A 19780-nucleotide genomic window follows, 5' to 3' on the forward strand; every position below is an offset into this window, starting at 1 on the left:
GCAATCCCGGTGTTTCCGCCGGGATGGTTCGTGACGGTGTCACCCAAGCACGACCTGCGTTCGGGTGCCCTGTCGACGATGTACCGCTTCCTCCCGCCGCTGGTGCGGCGGGATTGCTCGGGCACCCTCGCGCTGGCCCCGCTTGGAGTTGGCGTAGTTGTCGAACGCGGCAGACGCGTTCGCCGGCCCGGTGTTGTACGCCTCCTTGGAGTTCTCCGCCCACCAGCCGGCGAACCTCCGGTCGGTGTGCTTGACACGGTTGAACTCCCGGCGCAACGCGGGCAGCGCCCACGACCGCCACGCGGTCAGCCCGTCCTCGGGGACGCCGTAGGTCTCCTCGGCGGCACGCTGCCGCCACACCGCCTCGACCCACGCCACCGCCCAGTTGAACGCCGCCCGCGCCGCACCGCAGTGTGAGCGAAACCCCGCCTCCCGCGCCGCGTTCGGGTCCAACGCGAACCGGAACGCCTGCACGACGCAACCCTCGCGCACCACGATCCGCTTCACCGTGCACCCCCGCCCAACGTTTCGGACACGCCCTGACTTCCAGCCCCCCGTTGTCGCAGAGTTCACCGCCGGAGCGGCAAATCCGCTGCGAACCAGCCTAAAGGGACGGTCTGACAGTGTGGGTCAACGGTGGGACGGGTGCTCGACGGCGCGGCGCAGGCGTGTGCAGGCCGACGAGCCGTCGGCCTGCGGCGGTCCTCGTCGAGACGAATCTCGTTGTCCGGGTCCGATGCCGGGCCTCCACTTGCGCGGATGACGCGCGGCACCTATCGACCGTCACTCGGACCGTGTTCGTCCTCGCGTTACAGCGGGACCGCCCGGCCCTCGTGCCAGCAGGTCACCGGGGCGAAGCCCCGTGCGCCGTACTCGCCGAAGACCGTCATGCCGGCTCCGCCCGACATCGCCGCAAGGCGCCACAAGGCGTCGTCGCGGCAGCGGGAGCGGTCGACCGGGAGCCAGAAGCCCTTGTCGCCCGCGAAGTTCGGCAGGCCGCCCATGTCGGCGGCGTCCTGCGACAGGTCGCCGCCGAGGGCGACGATGCGCCAGCCGAGGACGTCGGGGACGGCGGCGACGTCGGCGAGGACGACCGGCCAGGTGTCGAGCCAGGGTTCGCGGCGCAGCGCGTCGGCGTAGGCGAGGGCGGCGTCTTCGGCGCCGCAGCCGGCCGGGACGTCGGCGGGCTCGGGCGGGCCGTGGCGTTCCGCGAGGTGGGCGCGCAGGGGTGCGGCCGCGTCGTGGAAGACCAGGTCGGCTTCGAAGCGCTCGCCGACGGGGAGGGCGAGCGGTGGGGCCTGGCCGGCGGCTCCGTAGGCGAGCACGAGGGCGGTGCGCCCGGTGCGTTCGCCGAGGAGCCATATCTGGCGGCGGACGGTGGGGTTGTCCTCGTCGTCACGACTGCCGAGGACGGTCCAGTGGTCGCGTACGGCGGTGCCCTGTTCGGCGGCGCGCTTGACGAGTTCCGCCGAGTCGACGTTCCAGCCGATGCGGGCCCGCAGGGACGCCGCCAGCGGCGCTTCGAGGCCGGCCAGCCGCTCGGCACCGTCGAGGCGTTCGCCGTCGAGACGTTCGCCGTCCAGGCCGGGGTCGGCGGCGTCGTCCGGTCCGCCGAGCCGGTCGTGGGCGCGCAGGACGAGCCACATCAGCGCGTAGTCCTCCAGCAGCCGGCTGGGCCAGCCTTCGCCGGAGCCCGGTCTGGTGCCGGCCTCGCGGAGCCGTTCGGCCAGCCGCGGGGCCTGCGCGTCGACCATGCTGCGCGCCTCGTTCTCCCAGTGCGCGTAGCCGGCGCGTTCGGCGCCGGCGAGGCCCTGGCGGACCTGGTCGGTGAGCCAGCGGCCGAGTTCGTCGACGCCTTCCGCGACGCGCGCGGCCTTCTGCGCGGCGCGGCGCCGCGCGGCCTCGGGGTCGGCGAGGCCGCCGCCCGCGGGCCGCTCCGTTTTCGGGCGCGCCGTCGCGGGCTCGCCGCCGTAGCGCGCGGTCAGCCATGAGGTGACCCACGCGGGCGCGCCGACGGCGCCGCGGTCGTCCGTGTCTGCGGCATCCCCCGCGACCCCGCCGGCCGACCACAGCAGCAGCAGTCCGAGCGCGTGCTTGCACGGCTGCTTGCGGCTCGGGCATGTGCACGACCACGCGGGCGCGTCTGGGTCGACGACCGTGCGGTACGCGGTTGCGCCGCTTCCCGTGCACAACCCCCACACACCGCCGCGTGCGGTGCCCGGCGCGCCCCCTTGTTCGTCGCCGGTCGTGTCGCCGAGGGGTATGAGTCCTGCTCCGAGCCCCGTCCACGGCCCGGGGGCCGCCAGCTTCGTTCCGGCCTTCTGCGACGCGGCGTCGGGTGCCAGTGCCAACACCCGGTCCGCGGTCCAGCGTTCCAGCATGACGGTCACGGTACGGGTTTGCGCCGACACCTGCACCGTGGGGCCGGAATCCGGCCATTACCGCCACCCCTACCGGTCATGTCGGCACTGTGCGTGAACCGTCGCGCGCCCGCCGCACGTGTTCGTTGACATGACCGGGACGGTGCGCGGACGGGTCCGCGACGTCCCCCAAATGCCATACGCATAAAGGGGATTCATCCCCAACCATGATGTTAACGGGGTGTTTCGTGACATCCCCGGCCGGGGATACCGGCCGGTAGGGACCCGCGCCGGCGCTCGGCTCGCGGCGTCGCCACCACGGGGGACCTCTCCTTGATGACGCACGGAGGTGGGTCATGGCTGCGTCCTCGGACCCGGAAGCGATCGACACAACGCCCGGCGAAGCCGTCCCGCCGGCCCCGCCAGCGGACCCGCCGCGCCGCACCGGCATCCCGCCCGCCGGACTGTTCGTCGGCGTGGCGCGTGAAGTCGCGTGGCTGGTCGGCCATCTGGCGCTCTACCCCACCGGCCTGCTCCCCTTCCTTCCCGCCGCCCTGTCGACGTGCCCCGCCCGGGAACCCGCGGCCGTGCCGCCGCCGGCACCGGGCACGCTGCCCGTCGTCCTGGTGCACGGGCTCGCCGACAACCGGTCGATCTTCGCGGTGCTGCGGCGCGCGCTGCGCCGCGCGGGCTGCGCGTCGATCCATCCGTTCGACCACAACCCGCTGGGCGGCGACATCCGCACCAAGGCGGAGCTGCTGGACCTGCACATCGCGCAGGTCTGCGCGCGCACGGGCGCGACCGCCGTGCACGTCGTCGGGCACAGCCTCGGCGGCCTCATCGCCCGCTACCACGCGCAGTTCGTCGACCGGGGCGTACGGGTGCGCACGGTCGTCACCCTCGGCACACCGCACCGCGGCACCGCGGCGGCGCACCTGCTGCGCGCGCACCCGCTGGTCCGCGAGCTGTGCCCGGACAGCCCGGTCGTCGCCGAGCTCGCCGGGCCGGCGCCCGGCTGCGCGACCCGATTCGTCGCGTTCTGGGGAGACTTGGACCCGTTCGTCATCCCGCTGGCGTCGGGCGCGCTGGCGCATCCCGACCTGGACGCGACCAGCGTCCTCGTCCCGGGCGCGGGGCACCTCACGCTCCCGGCGTGCCGCGCCGTGGTCTCCGAGGTGTGCGCGCTGGCGGCCGCCGCAAGCGATGCGGCACCGGTACGCGACGGCCTCCTGCGAGGCGAGGTCCGCGCGGCGGCCTGACGCGCCACGACCACGCCGACGGGCCACGACCGCGAGCGGGCCCCGGCGAACCGCGTGCCGGTGGTGACGTATTGAGACGTCCCGAACCCCCCGATCGGTTGCCGGGTTTCCCCACGTTCATCCGTTCGGGGGAGCGGCTGATCGCCACGCGGGTGAGCCCCGATGGATTGTCCCGGCCGCGCACGGCGGGCTAGAGTCCCCCCTTGATTGCAGTTGAGGACCTGTTGAGCTGAGCCCGCCGCCGTGCGCGGAGGGTCGTATTTGCCCCCGAGACGAAGGCGAATCAGGTGACGGACGGCCGCTATCCGGACGGCGACCCCTACGGTCGCGGCGTTCCGGACGACGGCATGGCCTACACCTCCGGTGACTACGCCGCCTACCAGGCCCACGACTCGGGCGCCTACAACGCAGGCGGGTACCAGCAGGCCGCACCCGGCGGATACGCCGCGGACGCCTACGCGGGCTACGACTCCGGCGCCTACAACGCCTACCAGGCCACCGGCTCCTACTCCACCGGCTACGACGCCTCCTACGCGTCGGGCACGTACGAGGCGAGCGCCTACGAGGCCGCCTCCTACGACGCCTCCGGCCAGTGGCAGACCGCCGGTTACGGCACCGCCGACACGACCGGCGGCTACGCGGCCGACGGCTACGGCACCGCCGTGCAGAGCGGCTACGACTCGGGCGCCTACAACGCCTACCAGGCCACCGGCTCCTACGACGCCCCGTACGACAGCGGCGGCTACCCCGCGGCCGGCTACGGCGAGATGGACCCCAACGCCGCCGCGACCGCCGCCTACGCCGCGTTCCCGCACCAGGCCTCGTACGACACGGCGTACGACGCCGCCGCCTGGTCCGGCGACGTCATGACCGCGACGGCCGCGCCCCAGCAGGCCGACCCGTGGTCCGCCGACGCCGCGACCACCGCGTGGCCGTCCACAGCCGCGGGCACCGACCTGTGGACGGGCGGCGACAACCGGCTGGGCTCGGACGCCTTCACCGACGCGCACCGCAACGAGAGCGGCGCCGCGGCCGGCTGGTACGACGAGGCGACCATCGTCCAGCAGGCCGTCCCCGCCTACGACTCCGACGGGTCCGGCACGTGGGACGCCCCCGAGCCGTGGGCGCACCAGGCCGTCACGGCCGAGGCGGACGCCCCGGGCGACCTCCAGGCCGACGCCGACGAGGACGACGACGCACACGACGAGACCCCGGACGGCACCGCCGACGCGGACACCGACGAGGACGCACCCCGCGCCAAGGCGGCCTCGGTCGCGACGGCCGCGAGTGCCGCCGCCACGGCGGCCGAACTGCGGTCCCGCGCCGCACGCCGCAAGACCACCAAGCGCACCCGCCCGATGGCCAAGGTCGCCGGCGGTTCGCTGGCGGTCATGGGCGCCGCCGCGATGGCCGTCGCCGCGGCGGGCGGCATCCAGGCCGCGGACGCGCAGGGCGACTCCTCCGCGTCGGGCCGCGACGTACCGCTGGCCGCCTCGCCGCTCGACCAGCAGTTCACCGATCTCCGGGACGGCGCCGAGGACTTCGCCGACCGGGCGAGCCGCGCGCAGGCCCGCGTCGCGCTGCAGGAGCGCCAGGAGGAGATCGCCCGGCAGCAGGACGAGGACCGCAAGAAGCGCGAGTCGCTGCGGCCCAAGTACGTGCTGCCGGTCAGGCCGGGCCTGTCGGCCTACTTCGGCCAGGCGGGTGGCCGCTGGTCGCACCTGCACACCGGCATCGACTTCCCGGTGGACCGCGGCACGCCGGTGCGGGCGGTCACCGACGGCGTCGTGCGGACCGAGTGGAACTCGGCCTACGGCAACATGGTGATCGTGACCGCGCCCGACGGCACCGAGACGTGGTACTGCCACCTGACCCGCGCCAAGGTCGTGTCCGGCCCGGTGAAGGCCGGCGACGTCATCGCCTACTCGGGCAACAGCGGCAACAGCACCGGCCCGCACCTCCACCTTGAGGTGCGCCCGGGCGGCGGCCAGCCGATAAATCCCATACCGTGGCTCCGCGACCGAGGCCTCGACCCGACGGGCTGAACGGACCGCGCGGGCTGCACGGGCCGAACAGGCCGCACGGGCCTCGGCCTACACCCCTATTCAACGATCAGGCGGCGGACCCGGTTGGGTCCGCCGCCTGTTTCGTCTTCCTCTGACGCCTGCCTCCGACGTCTTCGCCCGGCGCCCCCGTACGACGCCGGACGCCTCCGTCCGCCCTAGAGCTTCTCCACCGGCGCGTACCGCAGCAGCAGCTGCTTCGTCCCGCCCGCGCCGAAGTCGATCGTCGCCTGGGCCTTATCGCCCTCGCCCTGCGTCGCGACGACCGTCCCCAGCCCGAACTTGTCGTGCGTGACCCGGTCCCCGGCCTTCAGGGCGACGACCTCGCGCTCGACGATGCGGCTCGGTCCGCTCAGCCGGCCACCGCTCGGCGCCGAGCGCGGCGTACGCGTCGCGGACAGGGTCTGCCCGGCGGAGCGGCTCAGCCCCTTCCACTCGACCAGCGACTCCGGCAGCTCGCCGATGAAGCGCGACTCGGGGTTGTAGGCCGGCGCGCCCCACGCGCTACGCAGCTTCGCGCGCGTCAGGTACAGCCGTTCGCGCGCGCGGGTGATGCCCACGTACGCCAGCCGCCGCTCCTCCTCCAGCTCCTTCTTGTCGCCGATGGCCCGCATGTGCGGGAACACGCCGTCCTCGAGCCCGGTCAGGAACACCACCGGGAACTCCAGGCCCTTGGCCGTGTGCAGCGTCATCAGCGTCACGACGCCGCCGTCGTCGTCCGGGATCTGGTCCGAGTCGGCGACCAGCGACACCCGCTCCAGGAAGTCGGCGAGCGTCCCCTCGGGCTCGGACTGTTCGAACTCCAGGGCCACCGCCGCGAGTTCCTGGAGGTTCTCGATCCGGGTCTCGTCCTGCGGGTCGCTCGACGCCTGCAGCTCGGCCAGGTAGCCGCTCTGCTCCAGCACGGCCTCCAGCACCGTCGCGGGCCCCGAGCCGGCGTCCACGAGGGTGCCCAGCTGGTCCAGGAGCGTCACGAAGCCGGCCACCGCCTTCGCGGACCGGGTCGCCATCCCCGGCGCCTCGTCCGCCCGCCTCAGCGCCGCGGCGAACGGGATCCGGTCGCGGGCCGCGAGCACCTCGACGCACGCCTCCGCGCGGTCGCCGATGCCGCGCTTGGGCACGTTCAGGATGCGCCGCAGCGACACCACGTCGTCGGGGTTCGCGAGCACCCGCAGGTACGCGAGCGCGTCGCGGACCTCCTTGCGCTCGTAGAACCGCACGCCGCCGACGACCTTGTACGGCAGGCCGACGCGGATGAAGACCTCTTCGAACACACGCGACTGCGCGTTGGTGCGGTAGAAGACCGCGACCTGGCTCGGCGTGACCTTCTCGGCGTCGGAGAGCCGGTCGATCTCGTCGGCGACGAACTGTGCCTCGGCGTGCTCGTCGTCCGCGACGTAGCCGACGATCCGGGCGCCCTGCCCCGAGTCGGTCCACAGGTTCTTGGCGCGCCGGTTGCTGTTCCGCTCGATGACGGCGTTCGCCGCCGCGAGGATCGTCTGCGTCGAGCGGTAGTTCTGCTCCAGCAGGATCGTCGTCGCGTCCGGGTAGTCCTCTTCGAAGTCGAGGATGTTGCGGATCGTCGCGCCACGGAACGCGTAGATCGACTGGTCGGCGTCACCCACGACGCACAGCTCGGCGGGCGGCACCTCGGACAGCCCCTCGGCGGCCGGGTTGACCAGGTCGCCGTCGACGGTGCGCTTGGGGGCCTGCCCCGCCGCGCCGCCGACCAGCTCGCGGACCAGCACGTACTGCGCGTGGTTGGTGTCCTGGTACTCGTCGACGAGGACGTGCCGGAAGCGCCGCCGGTAGTGCTCGGCGACGTCGGGGAACGCCTGGAGCAGGTTGACCGTGGTCATGATCAGGTCGTCGAAGTCGAGCGCGTTGGCCTGCCGCAGCCGCGCCTGGTAGAGCGTGTACGCCTCGGCGAGCTTGCGCTCGGTGTCGTTCTGCGCGGTCGCCGCGTAGGTCTCCGGGTCGATGAGCTCGTTCTTGAGGTTGGAGACCTGCGCGTTGAACTTGCGCGGCGGGTACTGCTTGGCGTCCAGGTCTAGGTCGCGGCACACCATCGCCATGAGGCGCTGGGAGTCGGCGGCGTCGTAGATCGAGAAGCTCGAGCCGAGGCCGAGCTTCTTGTGCTGCTGGCGCAGGATGCGGACGCAGGACGAGTGGAACGTGGAGACCCACATCGCCTTGGCGCGCGGCCCCACGAGCGCCTCGACGCGCTCCTTCATCTCGCCGGCGGCCTTGTTGGTGAACGTGATCGCCAGGATCTCGCCGGGGTGCGCCCCGCGCGCGCCGAGCAGGTACGCGATGCGGTGGGTCAGCACGCGGGTCTTGCCGGACCCGGCGCCCGCGACGATGAGGAGCGGCGAGCCCTCGTGCACGACCGCGGCGCGCTGCTGCGGGTTCATCCCGTCGAGCAGGCGGTCCGGGTCGATGACGGGCTTGCGGGCGCCGTTGCGGTAGTACTCCTCGTACGGCTCGGCCGGCGGCGGCACGTACGCGCCGTCGAACAGGTCGTCCGGGGCCGGGTCGTACTCGGGCGGCGGGGGCGCGTCGTCGTATCCCGGTTCGGCGGGGGGCTCCGCGGGCGGCGGGATCGCGGCGTCGAATCCGGGCAGCGGCATGTCGTCGAAGAGGTTGCTCATCGTCTGCCGAGTCTACGAGGGCCGGACCCCCGCCGGATTCCAGGCCGCGAACTCAGGTCCACATGACGGCGATGGCGATGTTCGCCACAGTGAGCAGCCCGACGGCGCCGAAGACCTTCACGCTGACGCGCTCCTTCATGCGCTCCGTCCACACCAGCAGCAGGACCGCGACCAGGATGACCAGCTTGGTGGCGATCTTCGCGTTGTCGACGGGCAGGTCGAGGGCGCTCTGCCGGACGCCGACCAGCGCGACGCCGGTGACCAGCATCGTGAGGGCGCCGTGCGTCATGGCCGGCACGATCCGCACGTCGCCGGTCTTCATGCCCTTCATCTGCGTGAAGAAGCCGCCGAGCAGCGCTCCGATCCCGACGATGTGCAGGACGAGCAGGAGTTGACGGACGACGTCCACGGGTGGGCTCCTCTGAGTCGACTGACCCGCAGCCTACAAAAATGACAAACCGGACAATGAAACGGGTCCCAAGGTAAAGAATTCGCAATACGCGCCGGAATCCTGGGGGCCGTGACACAGCTGTGACTAATGTTCTCGGCCAAGTGGCCGTACGTCCGCACTCCGACAGGAGCGCGCGGCCGCTACCGCCGAGTCCGGCGACGACCGGGCGGCCTCCCCCAAGGCCGTCGGGACCGAGCCGGAGCCGGGGACCCACGTGTTATCTGAGGCGAATCGGGGACCAGGCCGCTACCTGGGAACCGTAGGGCGTCTTCTTCCGCCCGAGCCTGTCAGCTAACCCGGTAGGCGGCAGAGGAAGGAGTGACGCTTTCGTGGCGTCCCATCGCCGTCCCCCGCAGCACCGCCGCACGAAATCGCGCACCGCCCAGCGCGGAGCCGCGACGCTGGCCACCGCGGCCGCAACCGTCACCGGTGTCATCGCGTTCGCCGCCCCGTCGCACGCGGACCCCGCGCCGACCGTCGCGCAGGTGCAGGAGCAGGTCAACCAGCTCAACCACGAGGTCTCCAAGCAGACCGACCTGTTCAACGGCGTCCAGGAGAAGATCGAGAAGCTCCAGAAGGACTCCAACGCCACGCAGGACCGCGTCGCGCAGGAGCAGGCGGCGATGTCCCAGCTGCGCGACCAGCTCGGCACCATGGCCTCCGAGCAGTACCGCACCGGCGGCATCCCGCCCGAGCTCCAGCTCGCGCTGAGCGGGAACCCCGGCGACTACCTCAGCCGCGCGCAGATGATCGACCAGCTCGACTCGCAGCAGGCCACCAAGCTCCAGCAGATCGCCGCGCAGGCGCGCATGCTCCAGCAGGACCGCGCCGAGGCGTCCGCGCAGCTCGCCGAGCTCGACGGGCTCCGCCAGGATCTCAACGCCAAGAAGGGCGAGATCCAGGAGAAGCTCAACAAGGCGCAGACGCTGCTCAACACGCTCACCGCCGCCGAGCGCCAGAAGGTCCTGGACGCCGCCGACCAGGCCGACAGCCGCACGACGGACCGCAGTTCGCGCGACAACAGCCGCACCGACCTGCCGAACGTCCCGGCCTCGCCGCGCGCCGCGGAGGCCATCGCCTTCGCCCGGGCGCAGATCGGCAAGCCGTACGGCTGGGGCAAGGAAGGCCCCGCGTCGTTCGACTGCTCCGGCCTGACCAAGGCCGCGTGGGCCGCCGCGGACGTCTCGCTGCCCCGCACCACGTGGGACCAGATCAACGCCGGCACCCGGGTCTCCAAGGCCGATCTGCAGCCGGGCGACCTGGTGTTCTTCTACTCGGACATCAGCCACGTCGGCCTGTACATCGGCGACGGCCTGATGATCCACGCCCCGCACTCCGGCACGACCATCAAGATCGCGCCGATCAGCCAGATGCCGTTCTACGGCGCGGTGCGTCCCGGCTAGGACCACCCCCACCCTCCGGCCGAGGGCGACCCACCCCACCGCGCCACCGGAAGCCCGCCCGCCCCACCGGGCGGGCTTCCGCACGTTCCGGCGGGGTCAGGGCGGCCGCACAGACGGCCGGAAGGACGACCGGACCGTCAGACCAGGCGCCGGTCCGTCGCCCACCGCGTCAGCTCGTGCCGGTTCGACAGCTGCAGCTTGCGCAGCACCGCCGACACGTGCGTCTCGACCGTCTTGATCGAGATGACCAGCCGCCGCGCGATCTCCTTGTACGCGTAGCCGCGCGCGATCAGCCGCAGCACCTCGCGCTCGCGCTGCGTCAGCCGGTCCAGGTCCTCGTCGATCGGCGGCACGTCGGTCGCCGCGAACGCGTCCAGCACGAAGCCGGCCAGGCGCGGCGAGAACACCGCGTCGCCGTCCGCGACCCGGCCGACCGCGCGCACCAGTTCGTCGCCGGTGATGGACTTGGTGACGTAGCCGCGCGCGCCGCCGCGGATCACGCCGATGACGTCGTCGGCCGCGTCCGACACCGACAGCGCCAGGAACCGCACCTGCTTCAGGTCGGCGCACTGCTTGAGCACCTCGACCCCGCCGCCGCCCGGCAGGTGCACGTCCAGCAGCACCACTTCGGGCAGTTCGGCGCGCACCACGGCGACCGCGGACGCGACGTCGTCGGCCTCGCCGACCACGTCGACCCGGTCCCCGATCTCGGCGCGCACGCCCGTGCGGAACATGCGGTGGTCGTCGACCAGGACGACCCGCACGAGGGCGCCGTCCCCGCCGCCGCCCGCGCCCTCCGGTCCCGTGCTGTCCGGCATGCTCACGACCTGCTCCTGTTCGACTCGCTGCGGGCCATCTCCAGCTCGACCTCGGTGCCTTCGCCGGGTTCGCTGCGGATGACCGCGGTGCCGCCGTTGCGGCGCATCCGCCCGATGATCGACTCTCGCACACCCATGCGGTCCTCGGGCAGCGTCTCGGGGTCGAAGCCCGGCCCACCGTCCCGGACGAACACCGTCACCATGCGGTCCTCGACCTCCGCGAAGACCTGGATCGGCGCGCCGGGCGCGTACTTGGCGGCGTTGACCATCGCCTCGCGGGCCGCGGCGATCTGCGCCGCGAGCCGCTCGTCGACGGGGCAGTCGCCGACCGGCACGATCTCGATCGTCGCGCCGTGCAGGTCCTCGACCTCGGCGGCCTGCTTCCGCAGCGCCGCCGCGAACGTGCGGTCCGGCTCCTCGCCTTCCGGCCGATACAGCCACGCGCGCAGCTCGCGTTCCTGCGCGCGGGCCAGTTTCGCGACCTCGCGCGGGTCGTCGACGTGCCGCTGGATGAGGGTGAGCGTGTGCAGCACGGAGTCGTGGACGTGCGCGGCCACTTCGGCGCGTTCCTGGGCGCGGATGCGGGCCCGGCGCTCGGCGCTCAGCTCGCGGGTCTGGCGCAGCGCGTACGGGCCGAAGATGACCAGCAGCCCGAAGAACAGCAGCAGCGCGCCGCGCAGCGCGGCGAACGCGTCGCCCAGTCCGCCGCGGTAGGCGACGAAGATGCCGATGCCGATCGCGAAGACGATCAGGCCGAACACGGTGCGGATGATGCCGAGCGTGCGGCTGCGGCCGTCGAGCGACAGCCAGCGGGTGCGCTGCGTGTCGTCGGCCTGCCGCCACACCACGGCGACGCCGAGCGCGGCGAGCATCAGCGGCCAGATCCACCCCTTGCCGCCGATGCTGCCGATCATCATCACCATGGCGAACGCGAGGAGCACCGTGACGACGGCCAGCGCGGCGTGCCGCGACTTGCGCTCGGGCCCGGTCGGCGGCGGAGGCGCCTCCCCCTCGGGGACGTTGAGCCACAGCAGCCCGTAGAGCACCACGCCCAGTCCGCCGCCCGCGGTCAGCACCGCGAAGCCGATGCGCAGCCATGCCACGTCGACGCCGAGGTGGTCGGACAGGCCGCGGGCGACGCCCGCGACGATCCGGCGCTCGGGATTGCGGTAGAGCGTGGGCGCGGGGCGCCACGAGGCGTTCTTGGGCGTGGCGGTGCCGCTCCCGGTCGGATGTCCGGACAGCGGCGGGGGTGGTGCGGTAGTCACGCGACCGATCGTCTCGCGCGGCACGCCGTCCGCGCATCAGGGTGCGACCCTGATACGCCCTCAGGGTCCGTTCGGGGTAGCCCCGGGGCCCCACCCGATAGGCCCGCACGCCTGCGGCCGGAACGATGGACCACATGAGCGAGACGACCTCTTCCGCAACGCAGAACCCGCCCCCGGGCCCGCCGGGCGACCGCGGCAACCCGCCGCTGGTCCGCACCGTCGACGACCGGGTCGTCGCGGGTGTCGCGGGCGGCGTGGGCCGGCACTTCGGCGTCGACCCGGTCATCTTCCGGGTCGTGTTCGCGGTCCTGACGCTGTTCGGCGGCCTCGGCGTACTGCTGTACGGCCTGTCGTGGCTGCTGATGCCCGCGGACGACCAGCCGGTGCCGCTGGCCCGCGACGTCCTCAACGGCCGGCACATCGGCCAGGCGGTCCTCCCGATCGCCGTGGCGGGCATCGGCACCGGCGTGTTCTTCTCCTATGTCGACGACGGCTTCGACGGGGCGTTCCCGCTGCTGATCGTCGCGGCGGTGCTCCTCTACATCTCGCGGGCGCACACCAGACGGGGTCAGGCGAAGACGCTCGCCCAGTCCCCGGTGGCGTGGTCCGACGGCCCCGGCACGGCGGCGTACGCCGAGGCCGCCGCGGGCACGGCGACCGCCCCGGGCGCGGCCGACGCCCCTGTCGGCGGCACCGGCGGGCCGGCGGCCGGGCCGGGGCTGGCTCCCGGCCCGGCGCCGTGGTGGCAGCGCTCGACGCCCGAGCAGGCGGAGCCGGCCCCGAAGAAGCCGAAGCCGCGCTCCTACCTGGCCCCGGCGACGCTGTCGCTGGCCACGGTCGCCGCCGGCGTCATGTGGTGGCTGGACGCGACGACGAGCGTGAACATCACCGCTCAGGTGGCCCTGTCGGTGGTCCTCGCGATCCTCGCGTGCGGGCTGCTGGTCGGCACGTTCGTCGGCCGCGGCCGGTGGCTGGTGGTGCCCGCGCTCGTGGTCTCCGCGATGGTGACGGCCGTGGCGGCGATCAGCGTGCCGATCACCGGGTCGCTCGGGGACCAGACGTTCCACCCGACCACGCCGGCGGCGGTGCACTCCCCGTACCGGATGAAGGCCGGGGACATGCGGGTCGACCTGACCGACCTGGCGCCGTACGACGGCGTGAAGGTCACCGCGACCATCGGCGCGGGGACGGTCCGCGTCTTCGTCCCGAACGACGCCCGCGTCGTGGTGCACGCCACGTCCGACGCCGGCGAGATCCGCCTCGGGGACGACCAGCGCAGCAGCGGCTGGCACCCCAAGCGCGACACCGTGCTCGAACCGGCCGCCGGCGGAACGCCGGGCGGGACCATCACGCTCGACCTGGGAGTCGGGCTCGGCGACGTCGAGGTGATCCAAGGTGGACCGTGACCCGCTGACCAGGCCCGGCCTGATCACCCCCGACGACCCGATCTGGTCGGAGCCCCTTCCGGGTTCGGCCGCGCACCCCGACCAGGGCCGCACGGCCCGCTCATCCTGGAGGCTCCCCGTGGAACGCCACGACTTCGACCCCATGGCGATGATCGCGGGCGGCGTCTTCATGGCGATCGCGGTCATGTACATGCTCGACGCGAACGGCGCGATGGACGCCCGGCCGGGGCTGATGCTCGCGCTCGCCGTGATCGGCGTCGGAGCGTCCGGCTTCGCCGGTGCCGTATGGGCAGTCGTCACGGGCCGCCGCCGCAAGCGTGAGGCGGCCGAGTAGCCCTACTCGGCGACCTCTATCTCATAGGGATTCGACTCGACCCCGGACGCCGTCACCACGCACAACTCGACGCGTCCGGGGTCGACGTCTACCGGGATGGGCACGACGACCACCGCGTCGCACGGGTTGGCGAAGCCGGTCTCGGTCGGCACCAGCGGCGCGTACACGTGCACCGCCCCGAACCGCACCACGACGCGGGCGAGCTGGTCGGGCTCGCGGCCCCCGGCGCCGACCAGGTTGGTGCCGCGGATCTCGATGTCGTCGCCCTGGCGCAGCGCGGTGTCCAGGTTGCCGGGCACGTGCACGCGCACCACGGACAGGATCACGGGGCGGTTGTTCTCCACCAGTTTGGCGACCAGGTACACCACCGCCGAGACGACCGCGAGGGCGACCAGGGTGGCCGGGATGTCCGGCAGGCCGTTCGGGTCGCGGGCGAGCTCGACGACGACGAAGCCGGCCGCGACCAGGTTGACCAGCAGGTACTGGGCGTCGGCGAGCGCGCTGCGGCCGGTGTCCTCGGTCACCAGGTCGAGCAGCCGGGCCCGGTCGGAGTACGGCTTCTGCAGGACGCGGCGGGTGACCTTGTCCCCCACGACGCGACGGACGAGCACCGCGGCGAACAGCGGCGCCCCGACCAGCAGAAGCATCTCCGCCGAGACCGAGCCGAGGTTGTCGAGCAGGTCCGAGCGGTCGCCGCCGTCGGACGCGGCCGCCAGGCGCACGGCGAAGAACACGAACGTATAGGTGAGCGCGACCGCCCACAGCCCGGCGACCGCCTTCGAGGTCGACAGCCGCCCGTCCAGGCCGCGCACAGGCGCGTACATCCCGGCGCCGGTGCGGGTCCAGTACGCGAGGGCGCTCAGCGCCACGACCGTGACGACGGCGGCGACCAGGGCGGCGGTGCGGGTGACCGTCCAGCCCGTGCCTATCGCGGTCAGCGCCTGGACGAGCAGCAGCACGACGACCGCCGCCCACACCGCGCTCAGCGTGCGGGTGCCGAGCAGCCGCAGCGCCGCCCGGCCGTGTGCGCGCCGCTTGGCGGCGAGGTCCTTCGACCTGCCGCGCAGCTCGTCGTCTATCCACTGGCGGGTGGCCGGCTCGGACGGCGCGACGACGGTCGGCACGCCTTCCCGGCGGGCCAGCGCGCGGCGGGCGTCGTCGAAGTCCGCGCGGGCGCGCCGGTACTCCTCCCGGATCACGCAGTGGCAGTCCGGTCCGTGCACGCTGAGGCCGTGCGCCATCAGGAAACCCTCCCCTGGGACGGCGGCGCGTCGTTCGCGGGACCGGGCGGCGTTCCGGAAGCGCACCTGCCAGCGGGCATTCTGCCGCATCGGCAGGCCCAGAAGTTCACTCTTGCCCCACCATGCTTAACCTGGGAAATAGTTGGACTTCCTAGTATCTTGGGAGGTGACCCGCTCCATGCGTCAACGGAGGCTTCGGTGGCCCTGTACGTCCCGGTTCGACCCGTGCGGTTCGTGACCGCGTCCGCCCTCTTCGACGGCCACGACGCGGCCATCAACATCATGCGGCGCATCCTGCAGGCGCAGGGCGCGGAGGTCATCCATCTGGGCCACAACCGCTCGGTGAGCGAGGTCGTCGACGCGGCGCTGGAGGAGGACGTCCAGGGCGTCGCGGTCAGCTCCTACCAGGGCGGCCACGTCGAGTACTTCGAGTACCTCGTCGAGCGGCTCCGGGCCCGCGGGGCCGGCCACGTCAAGGTGTTCGGCGGCGGGGGCGGCGTCATCATCCCCGAGGAGATCGCCCGCCTCGCGCAGTCCGGCGTCACCGTCTTCTCGCCCGAGGACGGCCAGCGGCTCGGCCTCGCCGGCATGATCAACACGCTGGTCCAGGCGTGCGACACCGACCTGACCGAGCACCCCGCGCCGCTCGACGCGCTGCTGGCCGGCGACCGCGCGGCCCTGGCCCGCACGCTGACCGTGGTGGAGAACCGCGGGCTCGACGACGAGACGCTCAAGGCCGTCGAGGCCGCCGCCGCGCCCCGGCACGTCCCCGTGCTCGGCATCACCGGCACCGGCGGCTCCGGCAAGTCCTCGCTGACCGACGAGCTCGTCCGCCGGCTGCGCACCGACCAGCAGGACAAGCTGCGTATCGCGGTGCTCGCGGTCGACCCGACCCGGCGCCGCGGCGGCGGCGCCCTGCTCGGCGACCGCATCCGGATGAACGCGCTGGACGGCGAGCGGGTCTTCTTCCGCTCCTTCGCCACCCGCCGCGCCGGCTCGGAACTCCCCGAGCGCGTCGAGCAGTTGCTGAGCGTGTGCAAGGCGGCCGGATACGACCTGATCATCCTGGAGACCCCCGGCATCGGCCAGGGCGACGCCGCGGTGACGCAGTACGCGGACACCTCGCTGTACGTCATGACCCCCGAGTTCGGCGCGGCGTCCCAGCTCGAGAAGATCGACATGCTCGACTTCGCCGACGTCGTCGCGATCAACAAGTTCGAGCGCCGCGGCGCCCAGGACGCGCTGCGCGACGTGTCGCGCCAACTGGTGCGCAACCGCGAGGCGTTCACCTCGCGCCCCGAGGACATGCCGGTGTTCGGCACCTCCGCCGCCACGTTCAACGACGACGGCGTCACCGCGCTCTACCAGCACCTCGCCGAGCGCCTCGGCGGCCAGGGCCTGCCGCTGGAGCCCGGCGTGCTGCCGCGCGTCACCGGCCGCACGTCCACCGGCGCGGCGCACATCGTCCCGACCTCGCGGGTCCGCTACCTGGCCGAGGTCGCCGAGACGGTCCGCACGTACCACGCCGAGACCGCCGGGCAGACGGCCGCGGCGGCGCGGCTGCAGCGCGTGGACCTCGTCCGCGGCGAACTCCCGGAGCCCGTACCGTCCGTCGAGGCCCTGCACGCCGACGCGGAGGCGGGCGTCACGCCGGCCTCCCGCGACCTCCTCGCCGGGTGGCTGGCCACGGTGGAGGCGTACTCGGGCGACGAGCAGGTCGTGAAGATCCGCGACCGCGAGCTGCACACGGTGCTCACCCGGGAGTCGCTGTCGGGCAACAAGATCCGCCGCGTCGCGCTGCCGCGCTACACCGACCACGGCGAGCTGCTGCGCTTCCTGCGCGAGGAGAACCTGCCGGGCCACTTCCCGTTCACCGCGGGCGTGTTCCCGTTCAAGCGGGACGGCGAGGACCCCGCGCGCATGTTCGCCGGCGAGGGCGACCCGTTCCGCACCAACCGGCGCTTCAAGCTGCTGTCGCACGGCGGCGAGGCGACCCGGCTGTCCACCGCGTTCGACTCGGTCACGCTGTACGGCCGCGACCCCGACGAGCGCCCCGACATCTACGGCAAGGTCGGCACCTCCGGCGTCTCCGTCGCCACCCTCGACGACATGAAGGCGCTGTACGACGGCTTCGACCTGACCGCGCCGTCGACGTCCGTCTCGATGACCATCAACGGCCCCGCGCCGACCATCCTCGCGTTCTTCCTCAACACCGTCGTCGACGCCGAGGTGGACAGGTTCCGCGCCGCCGAGGACCGCGAACCGTCCGCCGACGAGGCCGCCGCCATCCGCGCGAAGGCCCTCGCGACCGTGCGCGGCACCGTGCAGGCCGACATCCTCAAGGAGGACCAGGGCCAGAACACCTGCCTGTTCTCCACCGAGTTCAGCCTGCGGATGATGGCCGACATCCAGGAGTGGTTCATCCAGAACCGGGTGCGCAACTTCTACTCGGTGTCGATCTCCGGCTACCACATCGCCGAGGCCGGGGCGAACCCCATCTCGCAGCTCGCCTTCACCCTCGCGAACGGCTTCACCTACGTCGAGTCGTACCTCGCGCGCGGCATGGACATCGACGACTTCGCGCCGAACCTGTCGTTCTTCTTCAGCAACGGGATGGACCCCGAGTACTCGGTGCTCGGCCGCGTCGCCCGCCGGCTGTGGGCGGTGGCGATGCGCGACAAGTACGGCGCCAACGAGCGGTCGCAGAAGCTCAAGTACCACGTCCAGACGTCGGGCCGGTCGCTGCACGCGCAGGAGATGGACTTCAACGACATCCGCACCACGCTGCAGGCGCTCATCGCCATCTACGACAACTGCAACTCGCTGCACACCAACGCGTTCGACGAGGCCGTCACCACGCCGACCGAGGACTCGGTGCGCCGCGCACTGGCCATCCAGCTCATCATCAACCGCGAGTGGGGCCTCGCGATGAACGAGAACCCGCTCCAGGGCTCGTACATCATCGACGAGCTGACCGACCTCGTCGAGGAGGCCGTGCTCGTCGAGTTCGACCGCATCTCCGAGCGCGGCGGCGTGCTCGGCGCCATGGAGACCGGCTACCAGCGCGGCCGCATCCAGGACGAGTCGATGCTGTACGAGCAGCGCAAGCACGACGGCACGCTGCCGATCGTCGGCGTCAACACCTTCCGCAAGGAGCACGCCGGCGACGAGGCCCACGGCCCGGTCGAACTGGCCCGCGCGACCGAGGCGGAGAAGGAGTCGCAGCTCGGCCGGGTACGGGACTTCCGCTCCCGCCACCACTCCGCGGCCGACGAGGCCCTGGCCGCCCTGAAGCACGCCGCGACGCACAACGAGAACGTCTTCGCGGTGCTCATGGACGCGGCGCGGGTGTGCACGCTGGAGCAGGTCACCAACGCGTTCTTCGAGGTGGGCGGCCAGTACCGCCGCAACGTCTAGGCGTTCCGGCCGGCGGGCGGGCCGGTGAGCGGTTGGCTCACCGGCCGCCCCGCGCCGTACGGGTCCGGGGCCGCGTCCGGCGCCGCCCACGACGTGAGCAGTTGGAGGGCCGCCTCGGTCGGGCCGTCCGGCTCGGGTTCGAGGGTGACCAGGCGCTGCCGTGCGTCGCCGGGGAGTTCGAGGTTCTCGTACCGGAACGTCAGTACACCGACGGCCGGGTGCCGGAAGCTCTTCGTGCCGTGTGCGCGGACCGCCACGTCGCCGCGCGCCCACAGGCCGGCGAATTCCAGGCTTCCCTCGCGCAGTTCGGCGAGCAGCCGGGCGAGCTCGCGGTCGGCGGGGAAGCGCCCTGCGACCGAACGGAGTTGGCCGACGGTCGCGGACGCCACGTCGTCCCACTCCACGTAGAAGTCGCGCCCGGCCGGGTCGAGGAACAGGAACCGCGCGAGGTTCGGCATGCCGCCCGGAGCCGTGGCGAACGGGCCGAACAGGCGGCGGGCGAGCGGGTTCAGGGCCAGCACGTCGAACCGGTCGCCGACCACCATCGCCGGGACCGAGACCCGGCCGAGCAGACTCGCGAGCTCGGGCCGCACCACCGCCGCGTCCGGCGCGGCCGGCTCCGCCGCCTTCGGCGGCCGTGCCAGCCTGCGCAGGTGGTCGCGCTCGGTGGGTGTCAGGGACAGGGCGTCCGCGAGCGCGTCGAGGATCGCGTCGGACGGATGCCGCGCCCGGCCCTGCTCCAGGCGCTGGTAGTACTCGACGCTGATCCCCGCCAGGTGCGCGAGTTCCTCGCGGCGCAGGCCCGCGACCCGGCGCCGGGTACCCGCGCGCAGCCCCGCGGCCTCCGGGGTGATCCGGGCGCGCCGCGCCTTGAGGAATCCGCCCAGGTCCTGACGATCGTCCATGCCCGCCAGTATGCCGAGCGGCGCCGCGCGCAGCGTGGCCCTGCGAGTACCCGGAAAACCAGGGACCTGGGTACGTCCGGACGGGCCCGGCAGGCTCGGTGGCGTCGCCGGAGCGGCCGGCCGCGGCAGGACGCGGAGCCGGTCCGGCGCCCTCCCGACCGCCTTGTGCCGCCGCCGCGCGGCCGCCCAACGAACCGAGGCCCG

At 72.9% G+C, this 19780-nt stretch carries 14 protein-coding genes and 1 riboswitch; of the genes, 6 read left to right on the top strand and 8 right to left on the bottom strand.

Annotated elements, in window-relative coordinates; translation table 11 throughout:
* Positions 1–39 precede the first annotated feature (39 nt).
* Positions 40–507 carry a helix-turn-helix domain-containing protein gene (locus tag QI554_RS11600; RefSeq protein WP_281468891.1) on the bottom strand — a complete coding sequence of 156 codons (468 nt, stop codon included), beginning with the start codon at positions 505–507 and terminating at the stop codon, positions 40–42.
* Between the two features lie 302 nt (positions 508–809).
* Entirely contained in the window at positions 810–2381 is a 1572-nt protein-coding gene (locus tag QI554_RS11605; RefSeq protein WP_281468893.1) for an SWIM zinc finger family protein, read from the bottom strand.
* Positions 2382–2716: 335 nt separating this feature from the next.
* On the opposite strand from QI554_RS11605, the gene QI554_RS11610 reads away from it, so the two are divergent.
* Positions 2717–3619 carry an esterase/lipase family protein gene (locus tag QI554_RS11610; protein ID WP_281468895.1) on the top strand — a complete coding sequence of 301 codons (903 nt, stop codon included), beginning with the start codon at positions 2717–2719 and terminating at the stop codon, positions 3617–3619.
* A 287-nt stretch (positions 3620–3906) separates the two neighbouring features.
* The gene (locus tag QI554_RS11615) at positions 3907–5664 is read left to right on the top strand and encodes a M23 family metallopeptidase (protein ID WP_281468897.1); all 1758 of its coding nucleotides are present in this window, start codon (positions 3907–3909) and stop codon (positions 5662–5664) included.
* Between the two features lie 176 nt (positions 5665–5840).
* Here the strand turns inward: QI554_RS11615 and pcrA are convergent, their stop codons facing one another.
* Positions 5841–8333 (bottom strand): DNA helicase PcrA, encoded by a 2493-nt coding sequence (pcrA, locus tag QI554_RS11620; RefSeq protein ID WP_281468899.1) that lies wholly within the window; start codon positions 8331–8333, stop codon positions 5841–5843.
* Between the two features lie 52 nt (positions 8334–8385).
* Complete coding sequence (locus QI554_RS11625; RefSeq protein ID WP_281468901.1) at positions 8386–8742, bottom strand: hypothetical protein; 357 nt, start codon at positions 8740–8742, stop codon at positions 8386–8388.
* Between the two features lie 215 nt (positions 8743–8957).
* Positions 8958–9105: riboswitch (cyclic di-AMP (ydaO/yuaA leader) on the top strand.
* Between the two features lie 8 nt (positions 9106–9113).
* Between QI554_RS11625 and QI554_RS11630 the strand changes: the two genes are divergently transcribed.
* A complete protein-coding gene (locus QI554_RS11630) occupies positions 9114–10187 on the top strand; it encodes a C40 family peptidase (RefSeq protein ID WP_281468903.1) in 1074 nt (357 codons plus the stop codon).
* A gap of 137 nt (positions 10188–10324) precedes the next feature.
* Here QI554_RS11630 and QI554_RS11635 read toward each other — a convergent pair whose 3' ends face one another.
* Both QI554_RS11635 and QI554_RS11640 read right to left on the bottom strand, forming a co-directional pair.
* A complete protein-coding gene (locus QI554_RS11635) occupies positions 10325–11005 on the bottom strand; it encodes a LuxR C-terminal-related transcriptional regulator (protein ID WP_281469371.1) in 681 nt (226 codons plus the stop codon).
* Positions 11006–11007: 2 nt separating this feature from the next.
* The gene (locus tag QI554_RS11640) at positions 11008–12273 is read right to left on the bottom strand and encodes an ATP-binding protein (RefSeq protein ID WP_281468905.1); all 1266 of its coding nucleotides are present in this window, start codon (positions 12271–12273) and stop codon (positions 11008–11010) included.
* A 134-nt stretch (positions 12274–12407) separates the two neighbouring features.
* On the opposite strand from QI554_RS11640, the gene QI554_RS11645 reads away from it, so the two are divergent.
* Positions 12408–13679: a PspC domain-containing protein gene (locus tag QI554_RS11645; protein ID WP_281468907.1), complete on the top strand. Its 1272-nt coding sequence runs from the start codon at positions 12408–12410 to the stop codon at positions 13677–13679.
* The gene (locus QI554_RS11650; RefSeq protein ID WP_281468909.1) at positions 13669–14013 is read left to right on the top strand and encodes a hypothetical protein; all 345 of its coding nucleotides are present in this window, start codon (positions 13669–13671) and stop codon (positions 14011–14013) included. The genes QI554_RS11645 and QI554_RS11650 overlap by 11 nt, the downstream gene beginning before the upstream one ends.
* Before the next feature lie 2 nt (positions 14014–14015).
* On the opposite strand, the gene QI554_RS11655 is transcribed toward QI554_RS11650, so the two are convergent.
* Positions 14016–15254 (bottom strand): hypothetical protein, encoded by a 1239-nt coding sequence (locus QI554_RS11655; RefSeq protein ID WP_281468911.1) that lies wholly within the window; start codon positions 15252–15254, stop codon positions 14016–14018.
* Between the two features lie 198 nt (positions 15255–15452).
* Here QI554_RS11655 and icmF point away from each other — a divergent pair, with 198 nt between their 5' ends.
* Entirely contained in the window at positions 15453–18671 is a 3219-nt protein-coding gene (gene icmF, locus QI554_RS11660; protein WP_281468913.1) for a fused isobutyryl-CoA mutase/GTPase IcmF, read from the top strand.
* Here icmF and QI554_RS11665 read toward each other — a convergent pair.
* Entirely contained in the window at positions 18668–19576 is a 909-nt protein-coding gene (locus QI554_RS11665; protein ID WP_281468915.1) for a helix-turn-helix domain-containing protein, read from the bottom strand. The genes icmF and QI554_RS11665 overlap by 4 nt on opposite strands.
* Positions 19577–19780 lie beyond the last annotated feature (204 nt).

Origin of the sequence: Yinghuangia seranimata, assembly GCF_029953285.1 — a bacterium.
Classification (GTDB): Bacteria; Actinomycetota; Actinomycetes; order Streptomycetales; family Streptomycetaceae; genus Yinghuangia; species Yinghuangia seranimata.

Bases quoted from the DNA above. Each gene is read 5' to 3' on its own strand.
- QI554_RS11605 (WP_281468893.1), bottom strand. From the start codon at position 2,381: ATGCTGGAACGCTGGACCGCGGACCGGGTGTTGGCACTGGCACCCGAC.
- QI554_RS11610 (WP_281468895.1), top strand. From the start codon at position 2,717: ATGGCTGCGTCCTCGGACCCGGAAGCGATCGACACAACGCCCGGCGAA.
- pcrA (WP_281468899.1), bottom strand. From the start codon at position 8,333: ATGAGCAACCTCTTCGACGACATGCCGCTGCCCGGATTCGACGCCGCG.
- QI554_RS11635 (WP_281469371.1), bottom strand. From the start codon at position 11,005: ATGCCGGACAGCACGGGACCGGAGGGCGCGGGCGGCGGCGGGGACGGC.
- QI554_RS11645 (WP_281468907.1), top strand. From the start codon at position 12,408: ATGAGCGAGACGACCTCTTCCGCAACGCAGAACCCGCCCCCGGGCCCG.
- QI554_RS11655 (WP_281468911.1), bottom strand. From the start codon at position 15,254: ATGGCGCACGGCCTCAGCGTGCACGGACCGGACTGCCACTGCGTGATC.
- QI554_RS11665 (WP_281468915.1), bottom strand. From the start codon at position 19,576: ATGGACGATCGTCAGGACCTGGGCGGATTCCTCAAGGCGCGGCGCGCC.